22 protein-coding genes are annotated in these 22,706 nt (G+C 66.3%); 12 read left to right on the forward strand and 10 right to left on the reverse strand.

Annotation, left to right across the window (positions count from 1 at the left end; all coding sequences use genetic code 11):
- Nucleotides 1-65: 65 nt before the first annotated feature.
- Nucleotides 66-482: a helix-turn-helix domain-containing protein gene (locus tag ACYVN4_RS17820; protein ID WP_011207048.1), complete on the reverse strand. Its 417-nt coding sequence runs from the start codon at nt 480-482 to the stop codon at nt 66-68.
- 358 nt (nt 483-840) lie between these two features.
- Nucleotides 841-2,007 (reverse strand): steroid 3-ketoacyl-CoA thiolase, encoded by a 1,167-nt coding sequence (locus ACYVN4_RS17825; protein ID WP_460722365.1) that lies wholly within the window; start codon nt 2,005-2,007, stop codon nt 841-843.
- Between the two features lie 206 nt (nt 2,008-2,213).
- On the opposite strand from ACYVN4_RS17825, the gene ACYVN4_RS17830 reads away from it, so the two are divergent.
- Complete coding sequence (locus ACYVN4_RS17830; protein WP_460722740.1) at nt 2,214-3,413, forward strand: cytochrome P450; 1,200 nt, start codon at nt 2,214-2,216, stop codon at nt 3,411-3,413.
- Nucleotides 3,414-3,517: 104 nt separating this feature from the next.
- Here ACYVN4_RS17830 and ACYVN4_RS17835 read toward each other — a convergent pair whose 3' ends face one another.
- Genes ACYVN4_RS17835 through ACYVN4_RS17850 form a run of 4 tightly spaced genes read right to left on the reverse strand, consistent with a single transcriptional unit; the run spans nt 3,518 to nt 7,069 of the window.
- Nucleotides 3,518-3,934 (reverse strand): nuclear transport factor 2 family protein, encoded by a 417-nt coding sequence (locus ACYVN4_RS17835; protein WP_460722367.1) that lies wholly within the window; start codon nt 3,932-3,934, stop codon nt 3,518-3,520.
- A complete protein-coding gene (locus tag ACYVN4_RS17840; protein ID WP_460722369.1) occupies nt 3,931-5,097 on the reverse strand; it encodes a thiolase domain-containing protein in 1,167 nt (388 codons plus the stop codon). Before ACYVN4_RS17840 ends, ACYVN4_RS17835 begins: the two co-directional genes overlap by 4 nt.
- Entirely contained in the window at nt 5,094-6,128 is a 1,035-nt protein-coding gene (locus tag ACYVN4_RS17845; protein ID WP_460722371.1) for a thiolase domain-containing protein, read from the reverse strand. The genes ACYVN4_RS17840 and ACYVN4_RS17845 overlap by 4 nt, the downstream gene beginning before the upstream one ends.
- A 17-nt stretch (nt 6,129-6,145) precedes the next feature.
- Nucleotides 6,146-7,069, reverse strand: a complete 924-nt coding sequence (locus ACYVN4_RS17850; protein ID WP_460722742.1) for a Zn-ribbon domain-containing OB-fold protein — start codon at nt 7,067-7,069, stop codon at nt 6,146-6,148.
- Between the two features lie 135 nt (nt 7,070-7,204).
- On the opposite strand from ACYVN4_RS17850, the gene ACYVN4_RS17855 reads away from it, so the two are divergent.
- The 3 genes from ACYVN4_RS17855 to ACYVN4_RS17865 all read left to right on the forward strand — a co-directional run bounded on the left by ACYVN4_RS17855 (nt 7,205) and on the right by ACYVN4_RS17865 (nt 11,079).
- Entirely contained in the window at nt 7,205-8,242 is a 1,038-nt protein-coding gene (locus ACYVN4_RS17855) for an LLM class F420-dependent oxidoreductase (RefSeq protein WP_460722373.1), read from the forward strand.
- A gap of 95 nt (nt 8,243-8,337) precedes the next feature.
- On the forward strand, nt 8,338-9,987 hold the full coding sequence (locus ACYVN4_RS17860; RefSeq protein ID WP_460722375.1) for an acyl-CoA synthetase: 1,650 nt from the start codon (nt 8,338-8,340) through the stop codon (nt 9,985-9,987).
- Between the two features lie 90 nt (nt 9,988-10,077).
- On the forward strand, nt 10,078-11,079 hold the full coding sequence (locus ACYVN4_RS17865; RefSeq protein WP_460722377.1) for a sigma-70 family RNA polymerase sigma factor: 1,002 nt from the start codon (nt 10,078-10,080) through the stop codon (nt 11,077-11,079).
- A 294-nt stretch (nt 11,080-11,373) separates the two neighbouring features.
- Here the strand turns inward: ACYVN4_RS17865 and ACYVN4_RS17870 are convergent, their stop codons facing one another.
- Together ACYVN4_RS17870 and ACYVN4_RS17875 are read right to left on the reverse strand one after the other, a co-directional pair.
- Nucleotides 11,374-12,192 (reverse strand): helix-turn-helix domain-containing protein, encoded by an 819-nt coding sequence (locus tag ACYVN4_RS17870; protein ID WP_460722379.1) that lies wholly within the window; start codon nt 12,190-12,192, stop codon nt 11,374-11,376.
- A gap of 70 nt (nt 12,193-12,262) precedes the next feature.
- Complete coding sequence (locus tag ACYVN4_RS17875) at nt 12,263-12,676, reverse strand: VOC family protein (protein ID WP_460722381.1); 414 nt, start codon at nt 12,674-12,676, stop codon at nt 12,263-12,265.
- A gap of 115 nt (nt 12,677-12,791) precedes the next feature.
- Between ACYVN4_RS17875 and ACYVN4_RS17880 the strand changes: the two genes are divergently transcribed.
- Together ACYVN4_RS17880 and ACYVN4_RS17885 are read left to right on the forward strand one after the other, a co-directional pair.
- The gene (locus ACYVN4_RS17880) at nt 12,792-13,988 is read left to right on the forward strand and encodes a glycosyltransferase (RefSeq protein WP_460722383.1); all 1,197 of its coding nucleotides are present in this window, start codon (nt 12,792-12,794) and stop codon (nt 13,986-13,988) included.
- Nucleotides 13,989-14,063: 75 nt separating this feature from the next.
- Nucleotides 14,064-14,759, forward strand: coding sequence for a maleylpyruvate isomerase family mycothiol-dependent enzyme (locus tag ACYVN4_RS17885; RefSeq protein WP_460722385.1), 696 nt, complete (start codon nt 14,064-14,066; stop codon nt 14,757-14,759).
- 102 nt (nt 14,760-14,861) lie between these two features.
- Here the strand turns inward: ACYVN4_RS17885 and ACYVN4_RS17890 are convergent, their stop codons facing one another.
- Both ACYVN4_RS17890 and ACYVN4_RS17895 read right to left on the reverse strand, forming a co-directional pair.
- Entirely contained in the window at nt 14,862-15,983 is a 1,122-nt protein-coding gene (locus ACYVN4_RS17890; RefSeq protein ID WP_460722387.1) for an acyl-CoA dehydrogenase family protein, read from the reverse strand.
- Nucleotides 15,984-16,003: 20 nt separating this feature from the next.
- Entirely contained in the window at nt 16,004-17,197 is a 1,194-nt protein-coding gene (locus ACYVN4_RS17895; protein WP_460722389.1) for an acyl-CoA dehydrogenase family protein, read from the reverse strand.
- Nucleotides 17,198-17,349: 152 nt separating this feature from the next.
- Here ACYVN4_RS17895 and ACYVN4_RS17900 point away from each other — a divergent pair, with 152 nt between their 5' ends.
- The 6 genes from ACYVN4_RS17900 (at nt 17,350) to ACYVN4_RS17925 (ending at nt 22,704) form a co-directional block, all read left to right on the forward strand.
- The gene (locus ACYVN4_RS17900; RefSeq protein WP_040803134.1) at nt 17,350-17,538 is read left to right on the forward strand and encodes a ferredoxin; all 189 of its coding nucleotides are present in this window, start codon (nt 17,350-17,352) and stop codon (nt 17,536-17,538) included.
- Between the two features lie 45 nt (nt 17,539-17,583).
- Nucleotides 17,584-18,486 (forward strand): 3-oxoacyl-ACP reductase, encoded by a 903-nt coding sequence (locus ACYVN4_RS17905; RefSeq protein ID WP_379354416.1) that lies wholly within the window; start codon nt 17,584-17,586, stop codon nt 18,484-18,486.
- Nucleotides 18,487-18,810: 324 nt separating this feature from the next.
- The gene (locus ACYVN4_RS17910; protein WP_460722392.1) at nt 18,811-19,575 is read left to right on the forward strand and encodes an MlaE family ABC transporter permease; all 765 of its coding nucleotides are present in this window, start codon (nt 18,811-18,813) and stop codon (nt 19,573-19,575) included.
- 4 nt (nt 19,576-19,579) lie between these two features.
- On the forward strand, nt 19,580-20,431 hold the full coding sequence (locus ACYVN4_RS17915; protein WP_460722394.1) for an MlaE family ABC transporter permease: 852 nt from the start codon (nt 19,580-19,582) through the stop codon (nt 20,429-20,431).
- A gap of 33 nt (nt 20,432-20,464) precedes the next feature.
- Complete coding sequence (locus ACYVN4_RS17920) at nt 20,465-21,682, forward strand: MCE family protein (protein WP_460722396.1); 1,218 nt, start codon at nt 20,465-20,467, stop codon at nt 21,680-21,682.
- Nucleotides 21,679-22,704, forward strand: a complete 1,026-nt coding sequence (locus ACYVN4_RS17925; RefSeq protein ID WP_460722398.1) for an MCE family protein — start codon at nt 21,679-21,681, stop codon at nt 22,702-22,704. Before ACYVN4_RS17920 ends, ACYVN4_RS17925 begins: the two co-directional genes overlap by 4 nt.
- The last annotated feature ends 2 nt before the right edge of the window (nt 22,705-22,706 follow it).

A 22,706-nucleotide genomic window follows, 5' to 3' on the forward strand; every position in this document is an offset into this window, starting at 1 on the left:
CCCTGTAACAAACCAACACAGTGCGGCCTCCGAGTTAGCCGCACTGTGTTGCTCTGTGGCAGGGCCTATTCCGTACCGTCCGGAGGAATTTCGGGCAGTCCTTCACTTGCCCGCAACTTCTCCGCCATAGAGGTGAGGAGGTTCTGAGATTCTTCGGACAGGTCGAACGCCCGACTCGACAGACGACGGAGTCCATAGCCCTGCAGCTGGGACAGCAGCTCGAGATCATGATCGATCTTCGCTGCGTAGATGTCGTTGAAGAAGTAGTCCGGCTTGACCTTGAAGAACTTTGCCAGTGCTGCCACCGTCTCATCCGACGGGTTCGTGCGCTGTCCCGACCGCAACTGCGACAGATACGGTTTCGAGATCGGATGGCCGGATGCCGTCAAGGCAGCCGCCACCTCTGCGTTCGTGTGCGGCTTACGCCCCGGGGGATGCACGGTTTCGAACAGCTTGTTCAGCCGCGCCGCGAAATCAGCCATTGTGAGCCGCCCAATTCCCTTCGCTGTACTAACAGTCGTTATCTCGGATACGTATCATTGATATTAGCGGCTCAGTAACTGAAAACCTACGCCTGATTCGTGATTTCCTTGAAGCTTCTAGGCGGTGATCCGGTTCACCCACTGTGGCTTGGGCGTTTGCGGGCCAACCCCACGGTTCTTGCCAAGGGCTTAAGAGCCCCGGTTCTGGCCCGTCGCGAGGGTCTTCCCGGACGGGCCTCGGGTAGCCCTAAGATAGCTGACGTCTCATCTTCTTGTCTGTACCGGAGTTTGTGTGGCGTACGCCACGTTTCACGACAGCTCGGATGAACGTTCAACCTGGCCGAAAATCATTGAGGGACTAGATCCGTTCGATGATCGTCCCCGTCGCGAGAGCGCCGCCGCAGCACATCAGGACCATGGCGATGTTCTTGTCCGAACGCTCCAGCTCGTGCAAAGCCGTTGTGATCAAGCGGGATCCGGTGCTGCCGACCGGGTGGCCGAGTGCGATCGCACCGCCATTAACGTTCACGCGATCGAAATCGGGCTTGTGCACCGAGGCCCACGACAGCACCACGGACGCGAAAGCCTCATTGATCTCGAACAAGTCGATATCCGAGATGCTCATGCCGGAACGCTCCAGCAGTCGCTCACACGCCTGAACCGGACCGTCGAGCTGGAATTCGGGTTCACCACCGACCAGACACTGCGTGATGATGCGGGCGCGCGGACGCAATCCCTCACGCTGCGCGGCCTTTTCGTCCATCAGCAGCACCGCGGCCGCACCGTCGGAGATCTGCGAGGCGGTGCCCGCGGTGTGAATTCCGCCCTCCACCACCGGCTTCAGCTTCGCCAGGCTCTCGCGGGTGGTGGCGCGCAAGCCTTGATCGCGGCTGATGTCGGCGAACTCGCCGGTGAGGTTGCCCTCCTTGTCGACCTGCGGGGCGCCCTTGATCGTCAGGATCTCGCGATCGAAGCGGCCCTCCTCCCACGCCTGCGCGGCCAGCCGCTGTGAGCGCTCGCCCAGCGCGTCGACATCGTCGCGGGTGATGCCGCGCCGCTTGGCGATTCGCTCCGCGCCCTCGAACTGGTTGGGCATATCGATGTTCCAGGTGGCCGGCTTGCGCGGGCCCGCGTGCGTTCCGACGTTGGCGCCCAACGGAACATGGCTCATGGACTCGATGCCGCAGGACAGCCCGACCTCGATCGCGCCGACGGAGATGAGCCCGGCCACCATGCCCGCGGCCTGCTGCGCCGAACCGCACTGGTTGTCGATGGTGACCGCGCCGGTCTGCCAGGGCAGGCCCGCGTGCAGCCACGCGGTGCGGGTGACATTGTTGCTCTGCTCACCGACCTGCATGACGCAGCCGCCGACGACCTGCTCGACCAGGGCCGGGTCCAGCTCCGCGCGCTCGAGCACGCCCTTCTGGGCCGCGCCCAGCAGTTCGGCGGCGTGCAGGCCGGCCAGCCAGCCGTTGCGCTTGCCGATGGGCGTACGTGCGGCCTCGACGATGACGGGTGTACCCATGTCTGTCCTTCCGGATTAGAACTGCAACGAGTTCACAACCAGTAACGTAGATCTGTTCCGGGTTATTACCCAGTCCCTTCTCTTGTTTTACCTCCTGTGCTTGAATATCGGTAGAACGTGTTTCAGTTGGTCAAAGGAGACTGCTGGTGGTGGACGCTGCAGCCCGGCCCGGTGTGCCGGATGGATTCGATGTCACCGACCCGGAGATGTGGGCGCAACGGGTACCGGTCGAGGAACTCGCCGAACTGCGCCGCACGGCTCCGATCTGGTGGAACCCCAAGTCGCCCGAACGTGGCGGCTTCACCGACGATGGCTTCTGGGTGCTGTCCAAGCACGCGGACGTCAAGACCGTCTCGCGCCGCGACGACGTGTTCTCCACGTACGAGAACACTGCCATCCCGCGGTTCCAGGACGACATCACCCGCGAACAGATCGATCTGCAGCGTTTCGTCCTGCTGAACAAGGACGCGCCCGAGCACACCAAGCTCCGCAAGATCATCTCCAAGGGCTTCACCCCGCGCGTGATCAACGGCCTGCGGGCCGAATTGACCGCGCGCGCCGAGGCCATCGTGAAGGCCGCCGCCGAATCCGGCACCGGCGACTTCGTCGAGCAGGTCGCGGCCGAACTGCCGCTGCAGGCCATCGCCGAGCTGATCGGGGTGCCGCAGGAAGACCGCATGAAGCTGTTCAAGTGGTCCAACGACATGACCAGCTACGACGATCCGGACAGCGATGCCGACCCGGTCATCGCCTCCACCGAGATCCTGGGCTACTCGTATCAAATGGCCGAGGCCCGCCGGGCCTGCCCGGCCGACGATATCGTCACCCAGCTCATCGAGGCCGATATGGACGGCGAGGCGCTGCTGCCCGAGGAATTCGGGTTCTTCGTCATGATGCTGGCCGTCGCGGGCAACGAGACCACGCGTAATGCCACCACGCACGGCATGATCGCCTTCATGGAGAACCCCGAGCAGTGGGAGCTCTACAAGAAGGAACGCCCCAAGACCACCGCGGACGAGATCATCCGCTGGGCCACCCCCGTCAGCTCCTTCCAGCGCACCGCGCTCGAGGACGTGGAAGTCGGTGGCGTGCAGATCAAGAAGGGGCAGCGGGTGGTGCTGTCCTACCGCTCGGCCAACTTCGACGAGGAGGTGTTCGAGGATCCGTTCACCTTCGATATCCTGCGTGATCCGAACCCGCACCTGTCCTTCGGCGGCACCGGCGCGCACTTCTGCATCGGCGCGAACCTGGCCCGGCTCGAGATCGACATCATCTTCAATGCCATCGCGGACCACATGCCCGACATCACCAAGCTGGGAGATCCCCGTCGCCTGCAGTCGGGTTGGCTCAATGGCATCAAGGAATTCCAGGTGGACTACACCGGCGGCTGCCCGGTAAAGCACTGAGCCGCCGTTGATTTGATCCGCCCTGCACCCCTCTCACCTATCAGGGCGGAGACAAAGAAGAAGCGGGCGACTGGATAATCCAGTCGCCCGCTTCGCTTTTCGCTCTAGATCTTCTTCATCGTCGCCATCGCGCGCTCGGTCTCCCAGAACGCACGCAGGGCCAGGATCTTCCCGTCGGCGTCCACCTTGTAGGTGAAAACGCCTTCCGCGTCGATGATGTGGCCGTTCATGGTGGTGCGGATGCGGCCGGTGAAGACCACCTCGCTGCCACACGCGAACGAGTCGTCGAAGAGGAATTCGATGGAGTCGGTCTGGGCAATCGCCTTGTCCCAGAACGCCGCAATGGCTTCCGCGCCGCGGTGCCCCACGCCCTCGGGATCGAAGAAGGAGGGCCCGACCGGGTCCTCCACGATCCCGTCGACGGCGAACAGGGCCACCCAGGCGTCCTTGTCCTTGGCGCGGACCGCGGCCTGGGAGGCCGCGCCCGCCACCCGGGCCGGATGTTCGACGGTGGTGGTCACGGCTGCTCGCTCCCGACGACCCACATCGAGAAGTACTGGGAGCCACCGCCGTACGCGTGTCCGAGTGCCTTGCGGGCATTCTCCACCTGGTAGTCGCCCGCGCGACCCATGACCTGCTTGGCGGCCTCGGCGAAGCGGATCATGCCGGATGCGCCGATCGGGTTGGAGGACAGCACGCCGCCCGACGGGTTGACCGGCAGCTTTCCGCCGATGGCGGTCTCGCCGGCCTCGGTGAGCTTCCAGCCCTCGTTCTCCGGAACGAATCCGAGGTTCTCCAGCCACATCGGCTCGAACCACGAGAAGGGGACGTAGATCTCGGCCGCGTCGATCTCCTCGAGCGGGTCGACGATTCCGGCCTGCTTCCAGAGCGCCTGCGCGGCTTGCCTTCCGGCCTGCGGACTGACCTGGTCGCGCCCGGCGTAGGCCAGCGGCTCGGTGCGCATTGCGGTGCCGTGCACCCAGGCCACCTTCTTGCCCTGCGCCTCGACCGCCTTGGCCGACGCCTCGTCGCCGATCACGATGGCGCACGCGCCGTCCGAGGACGGGCAGGTCTCGTCGAAACGAATAGGGTCCCACAGCATTTGGGACGCCATCACCGATTCCACCGTGATGTCGGGCTGGTGCAGGTGCGCGAACGGGTTGCGCGCGCCATTGCGGCGATCCTTCACCGCCACCATCGCGCCCACGTGCAGCGGGGCGTTGGAGCGGTGAATGTAGGAGCGCACATGCGGGGCGAAGTAGCCGCCCGCGCCCGCGCCCACCGGCTTGGTGAACGGCACCGGGTTCGACAACGCCCACATGGCGTTGGACTCCGACTGCTTCTCCCATGCGAGGGCCAGCACCTTGCCGTGCACGCCCGCCTGCACCTGGTTGGCGGCGACGACGGCGGTGGAGCCGCCGACCGAACCGGCCGTATGCACGCGGAGCAGCGGTTTTCCGGTGGCGCCCAACGCATCCGCGAGGAACAGCTCCGGCATCATGGAGCCCTCGAAGAAGTCAGGGGCCTTGCCGACCACGACCGCGTCGATATCGGCCATGGTCAGGCCGGAGTCCGTGAGCGCACGGTCGATGGCTTCTCGGACCATTCCGGCCATCGAGACATCCGACCGTTTGGTCACGTGATGAGTCTGTCCGGTACCCAGGACAGCGGCTGGCAAGGTCATCGTGCCTCCAGAGTGGCGACCAGGTTCTGCTGCAGCGCGGGACCCGAACTGGCGTGGGCCAGTGCACGATTCGCGGTGCCGTTGAAGATTTCGGTGGCGGCGAAGCCGATGCGCTCGAGTCCGGCCGCGAACATCGGATTGCCAGAGAGCGGTCCGCCGGACGGGTTGATGCGGGTGTTCCCGTTCAGGCCGATGGCCTGCTTCAGGATCAGTTCCTCGTGGCTGAACTGCGCGTGCAGTTCGGCGACGTCGAAGCCGCTCGCGTCGCCGCCGGTGACGGCGTCGGCCGCGCGCTTGGCGGACTCGGAGACGGTGAGGTCGCGGGCACCCAGGACGGGGGTGTCGATGTAGTGGGCCATGCCGGTCAGCCAGGCCGGACGCTCGCACAGTTCGCGGGCGCGATCGCCGCGGGCCAGCACGATGGCGGCCGCGCCGTCGGTGATCGGCGCGATGTCATGGGCGCGGAACGGATCCGCGACTTTGGCTTCGGCCAAAAGCTTTTCGACGTCGATGCCATTGCTGCGGGCGGCCACGGCGGCCATGTCGGCCTCCGTCCACAGGCCCGCGTCCAGGCCCGCGCGGGCCTGCAGTCCGGCCATGGACACCGAATCCGGCCACAGCGGCGCGACCAGGTACGGGTCGGTCTGCAGGCTCAGGATCTGGCGCAGGGTTCCGGCCGATGACTTGCCGAAGCCGTACACCAGCGCCGTATCCGCTTGTCCGGAGCGGATTTTCACCCATGCTTCGTACAGCGCCCAGGCCGCGTCCATCTCCACGTGCGACTCGTTGATCGGCGGCACCGCACCGATGGAGTCGATCGCCGAGATGAACGAGAAGGCGCGTCCGGCAAGGTAATCCGAGGAACCGGAGCACCAGAAGCCGATATCGGAAACACCGATGCCGAGCGTGGACTTCAGCTCCTGGAAGCACGGCGCGAGCATTTCGACGCCATTGGTGGTGCCGAAGGTCTCCGGCACGTGCGGCGCATGGGCGAACCCAACGACCGCGATGTCGGTTGCTGTGTTACTCAAGGTATTTCAGCGCCTCTCTACAGGTGGTGCGCGAAAGAGTCGTAGTCGGCGTCCGGTTCGCCGGTGGGCCGGAAGTGGTCGATGTTTCCGATGGAAAGACCCCACTCCTCGCGCGGCTTCCACACGGCCTTCACCTTCATGCCCATCCGGACTTCGCTCGCCTCGATGCCGAGCACCAGGTGCAGGAACGGAATGTCGGTGCCGTCCAACAGGATGTAGGCGGCGACGTACGGCGGCTTGATCGACTGACCCATGAACGGCACGTTCACGATGCAGAAGGTGGTGACGATGCCGCTGTCGGACACCTCGACGAAGTCATCGGTCGGCGAGCCGTCACGCGGGTCGGCGCCGCGGGGCGGGAAGTACACCTTGCCGTCCATTTGGGCGCGGGCGCCCAGCAGCTTGCCCTCCATGAGTCCCTTCAGGAAGACGGCTTCCTGCGGGGCGGCGGTGTGCTTGATGGAGAAGTCGACCGGGGTCACGATGCCGGTGATGGGTTCGGCATCCGACGCGGGATCGGTGGGCGCATTGGAGGTTTCGCCGGGCTCGAACGCGGCGATGTCCTGGATGCGGCCGGTGCGCTCAGCGGCCCAGCGCGCCCGCACCCGCAGGCCGGTCGAGATGTCCTCGGGCGAGGCCACATCGACGGCGTGCAGGATGGCGGTGTCCGCGCCGTCCAGCTTGATGAGCGCGAAGGCGAAGGGCCGGTCGAAGGGCTGACCCGGTAGCGGCTCGGCCACCCAGGACCAGGTCTGCACCGTGCCCACGTCGGAGACCTCGACGAACTCCGAGAGCGGTTCGCTGGTCTTCGGATCGAATTCCGCGGGCGGCACGATCACGCGCCCATCGGAACCCCGCACCCCGACGACCTTGCCGGATCGCAGTTCCGTGAGGAAGCGACCGATGATCGGACCGGTGGAGCGGGTGTAGTCGAATTGCATCCGCAGCGGTGCGGACAGTACTTCGGTGTTCCCCAGAGTCACGAGATCGAGTAGAACAGGTTCTAGTGACGGTGGCAAGGGCCGGGGCTGGGCCCTCGCCGACGGCCTCGAAATGTTCTAGGAAGGAACCCGGAAATGCGCTTTGGCTTGCAACTCGGATATTGGGGCGCGCAGCCGCCCGCCAATCACCGCGAGCTGGTGGCGGCCGCGGAGGAGTCCGGCTTCGACGCCGTGTTCACCGCGGAATCCTGGGGATCGGACGCCTTCACGCCGCTGGCCTGGTACGGCTCCGACACCAGCCGGGTTCGCCTGGGCACCTCGGTCGTCCAGCTCTCGGCGCGCACACCGACGGCCACCGCCATGGCCGCGCTGACCCTCGACCACCTCAGCGGTGGCCGGCACATTCTCGGACTCGGCGTCTCCGGCCCGCAGGTGGTCGAGGGCTGGTACGGGCAGTCCTTCGCCAAGCCCCTCGCGCGCACCCGCGAATACGTCTCGATCGTGCGGCAGGTGCTCGCCCGCGAGGCCAAGGTGACCAGCGCGGGCCCGGCCTACCCGCTGCCGTTCAACGGCGCGGGCGCAACGGGATTGGGCAAGCCGCTCAAGCCGATCACCCACCCGCTGCGCGCGGACCTGCCGATCTGGCTCGGCGCGGAGGGTCCGAAGAACGTGGCGCTGACCGCCGAGATCGCCGACGGCTGGCTGGCCATCTACTACACGCCGCGGCTGGCCGACATGTACAACGAATGGCTCGACGAAGGCTTCTCGCGCCCCGGCGCCCGGCGCACCCGCGAGGACTTCGAGATCGCCGCCACCGCACAGGTGATCCTGACCGACGACCGCAAGGCCGCCCTGGACGCCATCCGGCCCTTCAGTGCGCTCTACATCGGTGGCATGGGTGCGGAGGAACTGAACTTCCACGCCGAGGTGTATCGCCGCATGGGCTACGGCGAGGCGGTCGACGAGATCACCCGCCTGTTCCGGACCGGGCGCAAGGAGGAAGCGGCCGCGGCGGTTCCGGACGAGCTGATCCTGGACACCACCATCATCGGCAACGAGGCCGAAGTGCGTGAGCAGCTGAAGGTCTGGGAGAAGGCGGGCGTCACCATGATGCTGATCGGCGTGCGGGATGTCGCCCAGTTCGAGGCCCTTCGTCCGCTGATCGAATCGTAGAAAGGGCGTAGTGTGTGACGGGGGGCACATTCGGTCCGTCGACTGAGTGAGATTTGTGGCTTGTCACACACAAGAACACGTTCTATTTTGATCCTGTGAGCTACAACATTGCGGACCTTGTCGAGCACACCATCGACCTCATGCCGGACCGTGTCGCGCTGGTTGACGACTCGCGCTCGGTGACCTACGCCGAGTTGGAGGACCGGGCCAACCGACTGGCGCACTACCTGCAAGAACAGGGTGTGAAGCCGGGCGACAAGGTCGGTGTGTACTCGCGCAACACCATCGAGGCCGTCGAGGCCATGGTCGCCATCTTCAAAGCGCGCGCCGTCATGATCAACGTGAACTACCGCTACGTTGAGAACGAGTTGCAATACATTTTCGAGAACTCGGATATGGTCGCGCTCCTGCACGAGCGGCGCTACAGCGACAAGGTCGCCAATGTGCTGCCGAACGTCCCGGCGATCAAGACGGTCATCACCGTCGAGGACGGCACCGATCTGCCGCTGCCCCCCACCGCGGTCGAATACGAAGCGGCGCTGGCCGGTTCGCACGGCGAGCGGGACTTCGAGGAGCGCTCCTCCGACGACATCATGATGATCTACACCGGCGGCACCACCGGCATGCCGAAGGGCGTCATGTGGCGGCAGGAGGACTGGTGGCGCGTGCTCGGCGGCGGCATCAACTTCTACACCGGCGTCTTCATCGAGGACGAGTGGGAGCAGGCCAAGGGCGGTGCCAGCGGCAACTCGCCGATGGTGCGCTACCCGATCCCGCCGCTGATCCACGGCGGCGCCTTCACCGCGACCCTGCACAGCCTCTTCGACGGCGGCAAGGCCGTCATGCTGCCGGAGTTCAGCGGCCACGGCGTGTGGCGGGCCATCGAGCGGCACGGCGTGAACATGATCTTTATTACCGGTGACGCCATGGCCCGTCCGATGCTGGACGCGGTGGCGGCGGGCAACCCGGAAACCGGTGCGCCGTATCAGCATTCGAGCCTGTGGGTGCTGGCCTCCAGCGCGGCGCTGTTCTCGCCCGCCTTCAAGGACGAGTTCATCGAGCGGTTCCCGAACGCGCTGATCACCGACTCCATCGGCTCCTCGGAGACCGGTTTCGGCGGTCTGTCGGTCGCCTCCAAGGGCACCACCCACACCGGTGGCCCGCGGGTGAAGATCGACGGCTCCACCAAGGTCATCGACGAGGAGGGCAACGAGGTCGCGGCCGGTTCCGGTCAGGTCGGCATGCTCGCCCGCACCGGCAACATCCCGGTCGGGTACTACAACGACCCGGTCAAGACCGCCGAAACCTTCAAGGTGTTCAACGGGATTCGCTACTCCATCCCCGGCGACTACGCCCGGGTGGAGGAGGACGGCACCGTGACGATGCTGGGCCGCGGCTCGGTGTCGATCAACTCCGGCGGCGAGAAGATCTACCCCGAAGAGGTCGAGGGCGCGCTCAAGGCGCACCCGGAGATCTTCGACGCGCTGGTGGTCGGCGTGCCCGACGAGCGCTGGGGTCAGCGCGTGGTCGCGGTCGTGCAGTGTCGCGACGGACACCGCCCGACGCTGGACGAGCTGCGGCCGACGCTGGTCAAGGAGATCTCCTCCTACAAGATGCCGCGCAGCCTGTGGTACGCGGACGAGATCAAGCGCTCGCCCGCGGGCAAGCCCGACTACAAGTGGGCCAAGGCGCAGACCGAGGCTCGCGAGGCCGACAACCACGCTTCGGCTTCCAGCGCTAAGTAATTCGAGCGCAAGGAATTACAGCAATGTGGTGCCCGCCTGCTTCGTCAGGCGGGCATCATTTTGTCGGTGGGTTGTGCGAGGCTGTCTGGCATGAGCGAGAAGGCAGGCAGATCTACCACCATTTCGGATGATGTGTTGCGCTCTTTCGAAGGGCATCGGCGGGAATTGTGCGCCTATGCGTATCGAATGCTCGGGTCCTCCTTCGAGGCCGAGGATGCGGTCCAGGAGACGTTCACGCGGGCGTGGAAGTCCTACGACTCGTTCGAGGGTCGTTCCAGCCTGCGCTCGTGGCTCTACAAGATTGCGACCAATGTCTGCCTGGACATGCTCGACGGGCCGCAGCGGCGCGCCCGGCCGATGGACCTGAACGGTCCGTCCACCCCCGATTCCACGCTGCCCGCGCCGGAACCGGATTACGTGTGGGTGGAACCGATTCCGAACGCGCTCGCCTTCGGCGCGGACCCGGCCGAGGCCGCCAGCACGAAAGACACCCTGCGCCTGGCCTTCGTGGCCGCCGTGCAGCATCTGCCCGCCAGCCAGCGCGCGATTCTGATCATGCGCGAGGTGCTGCGGTTCTCGGCGGGGGAGACCGCCGACATGCTCAATGTGTCCCCGGCATCGGTGAACAGCGCGCTGCAGCGCGCCCGCGCCACCATGTCGAAGGTGCAGGAGACCGCCACGGTCTCGGACACCTACGACGAGAACAACGAGCAGCAGCGCAAACTCGTCGACGATTTCGTCAAGGCCTTCGAGGCCTACGACATGAACGCGCTCACCGATCTGCTGAAAGCCGATGTGGCGCTGTCCATGCCGCCGTTCTCGCTGTGGGTTTCCGGCCCGGAGAATGTCGCCGCCTTCATGCTCGGCACCGGCCACGCCTGCCGGGATTCGCGCATGGTGCCGCTGGCGGGCGCGAACGGGCTGCCGGCCTTCGGTCACTACAAGCCGGGCGACGAGCCGGGCGTGTGGGTGCCGTGGTCGATCACCACCCTGGAACTCGACGGCGAGCGCATCTCGGGTCTGACCTTCTTCCTCGACACCGAGAAGCTCTTCCCGCTGTTCGGGCTGCCCGACGAGCTACGCCCGAACTAGGCCGGTCACCGGAGCCGGTGCGGAATATCCGCGGGCCGGTTCCCCCCTCCTGCTCACGCCTGAAGATGAATCCGGCCCGCGGACCGACCTGGCGCGCAGCCCCTCTGGAAGACGGAGGATCCGGTGACCGCGGAACGATCGCCGTTGATCGGGTGGCGGGCGGAGGCCCCGCGCGCACTGGCCGGTTCCCCTACCTTTGCCGGGGCCCCGGGAACGGTCAAGATCGTCCACGCACCCAGGTTGGGTGCCCCGAAACCCGCACCGGGCCCTTGCATTTCACAAAGGCACGATATTTCACCACAGCACGATGGTGGAGATGTCCGGATCGTCGGCGGCCGGGTCGATGTCGCGTCGGCTCATGGCGAAGAGTTCGATATCGCGATCGGGGAATGCCCAACGCAGGCAATCCAACTGGTACACCGCGAGCTCGCCGGTGTCCGGATCGCGGGCCACGGCGGTGTCGTCGGCCCTGATCTCGGGCGGGCACGGCGTGTTCCACATGCGTTCGAACTCCGGATTGGACCGGCAGGCCTCCCGGATGGCCCGGACCTTCTCGGCGGGCATGTTCGCCAGGGAGTACTCCTGCAGTGCGAACACCAGGCGATGCACCACCGCGGCCCAGTTGACCAGAATCTGCTGTGCGCGTGGATCCGTCATCATCTGCACGATGACGTTGATGGGCCGGTCCGCGGTGCCGAGCCGGGGATCCAGCCACGGAAACAGCCGCACGGCAAGCTGATTGGCCGCGATCACGGTGTACTCGGGTACCTGGTGCAGAAAGGCGGGGCCGCGCAGATTCCGCATGAAGACCAGCATGCCCTCCGACACCCCGTCGGGCGCCTGCGCGGTCACCGCCAGATCGTCTCCGGTCGCGATGGACCACAGCACCCGGCGGCGATCCGACGGCAGTTCGAAGAGCCGCGCAAGCGCGTTGACGGTGGTGAGATGCGGGACCCGCTGGCCGTTCTCGATCTTCTCGTAGCCGCTCGTCGACATGTGCAGCGCATCGGCGACGGCGCGCTGGGTCATGTCGTTGCGCAGGCGTTCCCGCTTGAGATAGGCGCCGAGCGTGATGCCGTTGCCGACATCGGGCTCGGCTGAATCGGCCCCCATGATCCCCCGCTCCATTCCGGTGACAGCACTCCATTGTGGTCACCCGGAACAAGCTGTCCAGTCCAGCGGGTCAGCCGGGGTAGGCCATATAGAAGGGCTCCCACTGGTGCCCGTCGGGGTCGAGGAAGGTGCGGCCGTGCATACCGACCTCGGCCTCCTGTGCGCGTTTATCCGCATTGACCTCCTCGGTTCCGCCCGCGCGCAGGGCCGCCTCGGTGAGGTCGTCGACCTCCTGGACCGAGGCCAGCGACAGTGCGTACAGGCCGCCGACCGTGGTCCGGGTGTCGGCGATCGGCCTGGTGCTGAAGGTGGTGAAGAACTCCTGGGTGAGCAGCATGAGGCAGATATTGTCGTCCACCACGATGCAGGCGGCATTGCCATCGGTGAAGTCCTGGTTCACCTTCCAGCCCAGGGCCTCGTAGAACCGCTTGGAACGGTCCAGATCGGCCACCGGCAGGTTCAGGAAGATCATCTTGGTCGGCATGGCGGTTCGCCCCTGTCTCTGCGTTTCGAGTCGCACGTATATCGATGTACCGGTGGGGACGAAGCGGGTGCGGAAAAGTCATCGGTCGTGCGAGAGTGGCTGGTGGAGGTGCCCGATGAACTACAGCTACCTGGTCGCTCTCACCGGTAGCGGCGGAACCGTGCCGCCGGAACTGGGTGTGGTGCGGCGACTGGTGCGGCGTGGGCATCGGGTGACGGTCCTGGCCGAGGAATCCCTCGCGGGACCGGTCGCGGCGACGGGGGCGCGGCTGCGTCCGCGCGCGGGCGCCGGATACGCCCGCGACACCGCCGACGAAATCGATGCCGAGCGACCGGATCTGGTGCTGGCCTCCTTCTTCGCCTTCGGGGCCATGGTCGCCGCGCAGGCCTGCGAGGTGCCGTTCTCGGTGCTGGTGCCCGGCATCTACCCGCTGCCCGTGGAGGGCGGTCCGCCGCCCGGCACCGGATTCGGCCGGGCCACCGGGCCGCTGGGGCGTTGGCGGGACCGGGTGGTGGGGTCGCTGGTGCAGCGGCGCTGGGACGAGGAACTACTACCCCGGCTCAATACGCTGCGCGCGGACTTCGGGCTGGAACGGCTGGCGCATTACCAGGATCAAGCGCAGCTGGCCCGCCGCCAGCTGGTCTTGTCCAGCGCCGCTTTCGATTTCACCGGTCAGGCCCCGGACGGGGTGCGCTGGGTGGGGCCCATCCTGGACGAACCGGACTGGGCCGGGGAGACCGGCTGGATCCAGTCCGACGGCGGTGAACCGTTGATCCTGGTGGCGCTGTCCACCACCTTCCAACGCCAAACCGATTGCCTGCAAAGGATCGCCGACGCGCTGGCCCTGCTACCCGTGCGCGGGGTGCTGACCACCGGCCCGGCAATCGACCCGGAGGAGATCCACGCACCGGCGAACGTGACCGTGCTGCGCGGCGCTCCACACAGTGCGATCATGCGGCACGCCAGCCTGGTCGTCACCCACGGCGGGCACGGCACCCTGATGAAGTCCTTCGCCGCCGACCTACCGGTCCTGGTCCTCCCGCACGGCCGCGACACTGCCGACAATGCCGCCCGGGTCCGCGCGCACCGCGCGGGAATCTCGCTGCCGCGCACCGCGACCCCGCCGCGCATCGCCCGCGCGATCCGCCACCTGCTGCGCACCCCCGCCCACTACCGGGCCGCCGCCGAACTCGGCCGCGCCGTCCGCCACGACGCCCGCGGCGCGGCGCTGCTGCACGAACTCGAACCCTCGACCGACAGCCCGGACCCGGTCGCCGAGCGCATCTTCTCGCTGCGCGAACTCGAATCCTGATGTTTGGCCGAATTTCGCGCATCGCGGACGGGATATGGCTGGCACGCTGGGCTTTCGCGCCTTAGCGTGGGCCGCATGGATTTCATGGCCGTTTTGCGCGAGAAGCTGAGTGAGTTCGGGGAGCTGATCACGCCGGAGGCCGATCTGGCCGCGCCCGTTCCCAGCTGTGGTGACTGGACCTTCTACGACCTCGCCGACCATGTCGGGCAGGGGAACATGTGGGTGGTGACCGCGATCGCGGAGGGCCACGGCAACTATCAGGGCGAGCCCGCGCCGAAGGACCCGGTCGCGCTGCGTGACTGGTACGACCGGATCGCGAAGACGATGCTCGAATCGCTCTCCGTCGATCCGGCCACCCCGGCCTGGACGTTCACCAGCCAGCTGCCGCGCAACGTCGGGTTCTGGCAGCGCCGCCGCGCCCAGGAGACCCTCATGCACGTGTGGGACGGGCAGGACGCGCTCGGCGTGGCCGAGGAGTTCGAACCGCACCTGGCGGCCGACGGCATCATCGAGGTGTTCGAGCTGTTCGCGCCCCGCATGATCAAGCGTGGCCTGGCCAAGGAGCCGGAGGCCGCGGTCAGCGTGCACACCACCGACACCGGTGACAGCTGGACCTATGGTCCGGGCGCGCCGGTCGCCGAAATCTCCGGCACCGCTGCGGATCTGCTGCTGGCGCTGTGGGGCCGCAAGAACCTCGACGACGCGGCCCTGACCTGGCAGGGCAACTGGGCGGCGGGCGCGCGGGTGCTGACCGGACCACTGGTTCCGTAAACCGTTCCCGGACAAGAAAAACGGCGAGACGGTGGCTGGTATGGGAACCGCCGTCTCGCCGTCGGCCGCGTTTGCAGGGTCGGCCGAGTCTTACTACTTCACTTACTCCGCGGCCAGCAGCGAGCCGAGGGCGCGCAGGTGGTCGGTCGCGCCGCCGAGCGCGAATTCATTGTGCTTGGCGGCGGTGAAGTACTGGTTCACGATGTGGTCGCGGTCGATGCCGACGCCGCCGTGCACGTGCACCACGGTGTGGGCGATGCGGTGGCCCGCGTCGGCGGCCCAGAACTTCGCGGTGTGCACCTCGACGGTGGCCGGGAGGCCCTCGGACAGCAGCCAAGCCGCCTGCTGCACGGCCAGGCGCACACCCTGGACATCGATGTAGGCGTCGGCGAGGCGCTGGGCCACGGCCTGGAAGCTGCCGATCTTGCGGTTGAACTGCTCGCGCTCGCGGGCATAGTCGGCGACCAGCTCCAAGCCCTTCTCGACCACGCCGAGCTGGGTGGCGGCCAGGCCGAGCCAGGCGCGCTCGAGCAGCCAGGTCAGGATCTCGCCGCCCTGGTCGAGGGTGCCGACCAATTCCGCGGGGGCACCGGAGAATTCGACCTCGGCCTCGGGGGAGCGGTCGGTGACGATCTGGTTCTCGACCCGCACCGCCGGGTGCGACGGGTCGACCAGGAAGACGGCGGGGGAGCCGTCCACGCTGGCGGACACCAGGATTCGCGTGGCCTGCGCCGCGAACGGCACGGTGGTCTTGAGCCCGGTCAGCAGCCAGCCGTTACCGGCGATGGCGGTGGTGACGGGCTTGTCGAGCTCCCAGTTGCGCTCCTCGCTCAGCGCCGCGGTGAGGATGACCTCGCCGGATGCGGCCTTGGCGGCCAGCTCGCGCTGCGGCGCGGAACCGAACTGCGCGAGCGCGCCCGCGCCCAGCACGATCGACCACAGGTACGGCACGGGCGCGACGGACTTGCCGATCTCGCGCAGGATGGCGGTCTGCTCCAGCACGCCGAAGTCGCTGCCGCCCACCGTTTCCGGCAGGGCCGCGGCCAGCACGCCGGTCTCGGCCAGCGAGCTCCACAGCGATTCGTCGAAGCGCACGGTCGGCTCGCCGTCGGCGGTGACGTTCTTGTCGAGTTCACGCAGCCGGTCGGCGGTGACCAGCTTGCCGGTGACCTCGGCGGTGAGGCGGGCCAGATCCTGCTGCGCCTCGGTAAGAGTGAAATCCATGATGGCTACCTTGGTTTCGATTAACGCGCGGCGGCGGGCTGCTTGAGGGCGGTCATGGCGATGATGTCGCGCTGCACCTCGTTGGTGCCGCCGCCGAAGGTGAGGATCAGGCAGGCGCGGTGCATGCGCTCGAGGCGACCGCGCAGCTGCGCGCCCTTCGAGTCCTGGCGCAGGTAGGCCTGCGGGCCGAGGATCTCCATCAGCGCGCGGTAGGACTCGGTGGCCAGCTCGGTGCCGTACACCTTGGTGGCCGAGGCATCCCACGGGCGCGGCGCGGCGTCGCCGCCCGCATCGGCGCGCGAGGCGATCTCCCAGTTGGTCAGCTTCAGGTATTCGACCTTGGCGTGGATGCGGGCCAGGCTGATCTGCACCCATTCCTGGTCGATGACGCGGGAGCCGTTGGCGGCCTTGGTGTTGCGCGCCCACTCGGTGACCTGCGCGACCGCCAGCGCCAGCGGCGCCGACGAGGTCAGCGCGACGCGCTCGTGGTTGAGCTGGTTGGTGACCAGCGCCCAGCCGCCGTTCTCCGGGCCCACCATGTCGGAGTGCTTGACCCGCACGTCCTGGTAGTAGGTGGCGGAGGTGTCCGGCCCGGCCATGGTGTGCACCGGGGTCCAGGAGAAGCCCTCCGCCGTGGTCGGCAGGATGAACATCGAGATGCCCTTGTGCTTCTTGGCGCTCGGATCGGTGCGGGCGGCCAGCCAGATGTAGTCGGCGTAGGCGATGAGGGAGGTCCACATCTTCTGCCCGTTGATGATCCAGTCGTCGCCGTCGCGGACCGCGGAGGTGCGCAGCGAGGCCAGGTCGGTGCCGGCGCCCGGTTCGGAGTAGCCGATGGCGAAGTGCAGCTGACCGGCGGCGATCTTGGGCAGGAAGAACTTCTTCTGCTCCTCGGTGCCGTAGTGCATGATCGTCGGCGCGACGGAGTTGATGGTCAGGAACGGCACCGGGGCGCCGGCGATGGCGGCCTCGTCGGTGAAGATCAGCTGATCCATGGTGGAGCGGTCCTGGCCGCCGTACTGCTTGGGCCAGCCCAGGGCGAGCCAGCCGTCGCGGCCCATCTCCTCGACGACCTCGCGGTAGACATTGCCCTCGCCGTATTCGCCGGTCTGCGCCGAAAGCGCCTGCCGCCGTTCGGGAGTGATGAGCTTGGTGAAGTATTCACGTAGCTCGGCACGCAGCTGTTCCTGTTGCGGCGTGTAGGCGATACGCATAGCTGTACCTCTAGCCTTCGTTTCTCGGTTCAGCCGATCATCGCACGCAACTGAAACATGTTCCAGTATCGGTTCCGGTTAGGGCTACTTTGCTGTTGCACCGCGATCCTGATTGTTAGGCTCGGGCACAACCAGTGGTTAAGGAGAGAAACATGAAGGTCATCGTCGACTTCGATCAGTGCGAAGCCAACGGAATCTGCGTCGGAATCGCCCCTGACGTCTTTGATCTCGATGACGACGACAACCTGTTCGTCAACGAGGCCGAGGTCACCGAGGCCAACCGCCGCGATATCGAGTCGGCCGTCGCCCAGTGCCCCAAGGCCGCTCTGAAGCTGGTCTGAGCGCATGCTTGCCCGCCGGGTGGAACACGTTCTAGAGTCGGCCGCGTGAGCGATTCTGATGTAAGTCTTTCCGGCCGGGTTGCCATCGTCACCGGCGCGGGCGCCGGGCTGGGCCGGGCCGAGGCCCTCGAGCTGGCCCGGGCCGGTGCTTCGGTCATCGTCAACGACCTGACCGAGAACGACGCGGTGAGCGCGACCCTCGCCGACATCCGGGCGCTGGGCGTGAAGGCGGAGTTCGTCGGCGGCAGCATCGCCGAGAGCGCCACCGCCGAGGCGCTGATCCGGACCGCCGAGGAGACCTTCGGCCGCCTGGACATCGTGGTGAACAACGCCGGGATCACCCGGGACAAGATGCTGTTCAACATGTCCGACGCGGACTTCGACGCGGTCGTCGCCGTCCACCTGCGCGGGCACTTCCTGTTGACCCGCAATGCCGCCGCCTACTGGCGCGGTAAGTACAAGGAGACGGGTGCGCCGGTCTACGGGCGCATCATCAACACCTCCTCCGAAGCCGGCCTGCTCGGCCCGGCCGGACAGGCGAATTACGGTGCGGCCAAGGCCGGAATCACCGCACTGACCCTGTCGGCGGCGCGGGCGCTGGAGAGCGTCGGCGTGAAGGCCAACGCCATCGCGCCGCGAGCGCGTACCGCCATGACCGAACAGGTCTTCTCCGCGGCCCCCGAAGAGGGCCCGGACCCGCTCTCGCCCGATCACGTGGCACGCCTGGTGGCCTACCTGGCCTCCCCGGCCGCCGAGGCGATCACCGGCCAACTCTTCGTCGTCTACGGCCCGATGGTGGCCCTGATGGCGGCTCCGGTGGTGGAGAAGCGTTTCGACGCCGAGGGCGAGTTCACCCGCGAGGGTCTGGCCGCGAGCCTGGGCGGTTATTTCGCCGAACGTGGTTCGGACGCTACGTTTTCCGCTTCCTCGCTGAAGGATCTCGGCTGAGGCTTACCTCAGTTTCCCCGCGTGGGGTCTGTGAGTTTCTATAGACACGCTCAGGCCCCCCGCGCTGCGGTTGATCACGGGATCGATCGTTGGTAGGAATGGGGATCAGCTATGTGTGTCGCCTCACACTGTGGCATACATGTGACGGTTAGGGTGGCATGAACACGTTCTTGAAACTGGACACCAGTTCAGAAAGAAGCCCTGTTCAAAACCGTCGAAACCTTCCCGAACCGTATGAGAACGTGTTCTAATCTTCGAGCGGGACCGAGATCACAATCAAATCTCGGTTGCTATAGCAAGGCAGGGGCAGGAGGAATAGCGGGAATGAATGAAGTCCTTGCCGTACCGCTGCGGGCGGTCGGAGGGTTCTTCGAACTCGCCGGATCAGTTGCCCGCGCCACGGTGCGGCCCCCGTTCCAGCGACGGGAATTCATCGATCAGTCCTGGTTCATCGCCCGGGTTTCCATGTTCCCCACACTGATGGTGGCGATTCCGTTCACCGTGCTCGTGGTGTTCACACTCAACATCCTGCTGCGCGAGATCGGCGCCGCCGACCTCTCCGGCGCGGGTGCGGCCTTCGGCGCGATCACCCAGATCGGCCCGATGGTCACGGTGCTCATCGTGGCCGGCGCGGGCGCGACGGCCATCTGCGCCGACCTCGGCGCACGCACCATCCGCGAAGAGATCGACGCCATGAAGGTGCTCGGCATCGATCCGATTCAGCGCCTGGTGGTTCCGCGCGTGCTGGCCTCCATGTTCGTGGCCTTCCTGCTCAACGGCCTGGTGGCCGCGATCGGCATCCTGGGCGGTTTCGTCTTCTCGGTGTACCTGCAGGGCGTGAACGCCGGTGCCTTCGTCAACGGCATCACGCTGCTGACCCATCTCCCGGAGCTCGTCATCTCCGAGGTGAAGGCCATGCTGTTCGGTCTCGTCGCCGGACTGGTCGCCTGCTACCTGGGTCTGAACGTCAAGGGCGGCCCCAAGAGTGTCGGCGACGCCGTGAACCAGACCGTCGTGTTCGCCTTCATGGCGTTGTTCGTTATCAACGTCGTGATGACCGCGATCAGCATCAAGTTCACGGCGCGGTGATCAGATGGCCTTTGTGATCCAGTCTCGTTTTCCCAAGGTGACCAAGCGCTTTCAGCGCTTCACCGAGGCGCTCGACGCGGTCGGCAAGCACGCTGTCTTCTACGCGCGCTCGATCGCGTCGGTGCCCAAGGCGCTGGTGCACTACCGCACCGAGACCATCCGGCTGATCGCCGAGATCTCGATGGGCACCGGCGCGCTGGCCGTCATCGGCGGCACCGTCATCATCGTCGGCTTCCTGACCCTCGCGGCCGGTGGCGTCATCGCCGTGCAGGGCTACAGCTCGCTCGGCAATATCGGTGTCGAGGCCCTGACCGGCTTCTTCGCCGCGTTCATCAACGTTCGCATTGCGGCCCCGGTCATTTCGGGCATCGGCCTGGCGGCGACGCTGGGCGCGGGTACCACGGCACAATTGGGGGCCATGCGCGTCTCCGAAGAGATCGACGCCCTCGAGGTGATGGCGATCCGGCCGATCCCGTTCCTGATCGGCACCCGCATGCTCGCGGGCATGCTCGCGATCATCCCGCTGTACTCACTGGCGGTCATCGCCTCGTTCATCGCGAGTCGCTTTGCGACCGTGGTGATCTACGGTCAGTCGGCCGGTGTGTACGACCACTACTTCTCGACCTTCCTCATCCCCAGCGACATCCTCTGGTCCTTCGCGCAGGCGATCTTCATGGCCATGGCGGTCATGCTGATCCACACCTACTACGGCTATCACGCCGCGGGCGGACCGGTCGGCGTCGGCGTGGCGGTAGGTAATGCGGTGCGGGCCTCGCTGATCGCGGTCGTCATGGTGACGCTGCTGATGTCGCTGGCCATCTACGGCACCTCCGGCAATTTCCATCTCTCCGGGTAGGGGCGGGACGACATGGTTCAACAAGAAGGCGGAATGCCGAGCCCGATCGGCTCGCCATTCGTCCCGAAGCCGGCGCCGAAGCGCTACCTCGAACAGGGGTGGGTGATCCGGTTGTCCGGCGCCGGGCTCGTGCTCGGGGTCGTCGCGGTGGTCACGCTCTGCATGGTGAGTTTCACCGGCGGCTTCACCAATACCGCGATGGTGACGGTCAATTCGCCGCGCGCCGGTCTGGTCATGGACCGCGACGCCAAGGTGAAGATCCGCGGCGTCGAGATCGGCCGCGTCAAGAACATCAGCGAGACGCCCGACGGCGCCCGCATCGAACTCGCGATGGACCCGGACAAGCTGAAGCTGGTGCCCGCCAACGCGACCGTGGACATCAACTCCACCACCGTGTTCGGCGCGAAGTACATCAACTTCATCGAGCCGCAGACCCCGACGGGTTCGCTACACGCGGGCTCGGTCGTGCAGGCCGAGGGCGTCACCGTCGAATTCAATACGCTCTTCCAGCATTTGAGCGATGTGCTCAACAAGGTGCAGCCGGAGAAGCTGAACGCCACGCTGACCGCGCTGGGCACCGCCCTGCAGGGTCGCGGCGAGAAGCTGGGGCTGCTGCTGAGCGACTCCGACGAGTTCCTCAAGCAGATCAACCCGTCGTTGCCCACGCTGCAGGATGATCTCCGCAAGACCGCGCAGGTCACCGGCACCTATGCCGACACCGTGCCGGATCTGCTGCGCACCACCGACAATGTGCAGGTCACCGGCAAGACCATCGTCGACGAGCAGGCCCGCGTGGATGATCTGCTGACCAACCTCATCGGGCTGGCCGACACCTCGAACTCGGTGCTGAAGCCGAGCGAGAACGATCTGATCAAGTCGCTGAATCTGTTGCAGCCCACCACGGATCTGCTCTACGAATACCGGGCGGGGCTCTACTGCGTGATCACCACCATGGGACAGAACCTGCCGCTCATGGACGATCTGATCGGTGGCAAGTACCCGGCCTTCGCGATGGACGCCAGCTTCATGCCGAGCGGTACGCCGTACTCGTACCCCGACGACCTGCCGAAGGTGAACGCCACCGGTGGCCCGCACTGCCAGAACTCCGTCGATCTGCACGGCGGTGAGAAGTCCCCGTACCTGGCGACGGATACGTCCGAGGGTCACGTCTGGGCTCCGCCGATGGTCCCGCACCTGAACAAGACCGTGTTCGAGATTCTCTTCGATCAGCTGCCGGGAGTGGGGAAGTGAAGTTCAAACCACATGCCACCACGGTGAAGCTCAGTGTCTTCGCGCTTGCGATGTTGCTGGTGCTGGCACTGCTCGTGGTCGTCTTCAGCCAGATGCGGTTCGCCCGCGAGAGCGGCTACCACGCGGTGTTCACCTCGTCCTCGGGCATGCTGCCCGGGTCGAAGGTGCGCATCGCGGGTGTGCCCGTCGGGTCGGTGAGCCGGGTCTACGTCGGCAAGGACCACAAGGCGCACGTCGACTTCGATGTGGACCGCAAGTATCGGCTGTACTCCACCACCCAGGTCGCCATCCGCTACGAGAACCTGGTCGGCGACCGCTACCTCGAATTGATGGACGGCCCGGGTGCGGCGACCCCGCTGCGCTCCGGCGGCACCATCGATCTCGACCACGCCAAGCCCGCGCTGGATCTGGACATGCTGCTCGGCGGCTTCAAACCGCTGCTGCGCGGCCTGGATCCGACCCAGGTCAACAGCCTGACCGAGGCGCTGCTGCAGGTCTTCCAGGGGCAGGGCGGCACGCTGGTCGCGCTGCTCAACAGCGGCGGTGACTTCGGCAAGACCCTCGCCTCGCGGGATGCCCTGATCGGCAGCGTGATCGAGAACCTGAAGACGGTGCTGGCCACCATCGACGACCGCGACAAGGCGTTCGGCACCACGCTGGACGAATTGCAGCGACTGATCAGCGGATTGGCCGCGGACAAGGATCCGATCGGCGCGGCGCTGCCCAAGATCGCCGGAGCCACCGGTGATCTCACCGAGCTGCTGAAGACGGCCCGCCCGGACCTCAAGAACACCGTGGACCAGTTGGGCCGTGCCGCAACGACTCTCGACGACAGCAAGGAAGAGTTCCAGACGGTCCTCTCGGCGCTGCCGGATACCTACAAGAAGCTGACCCGCATCGGCTCGTACGGATCGTTCCTGAACATCTACGCCTGCAGCACCGACCTGCTGTACACGGGGTTGGACGGCAAGGACGTGCGGATCGCTCTGCCCGGCAGCCAGTACGACGGGAGGTGTAAGTAGTC

Source organism: Nocardia heshunensis (assembly GCF_054782115.1).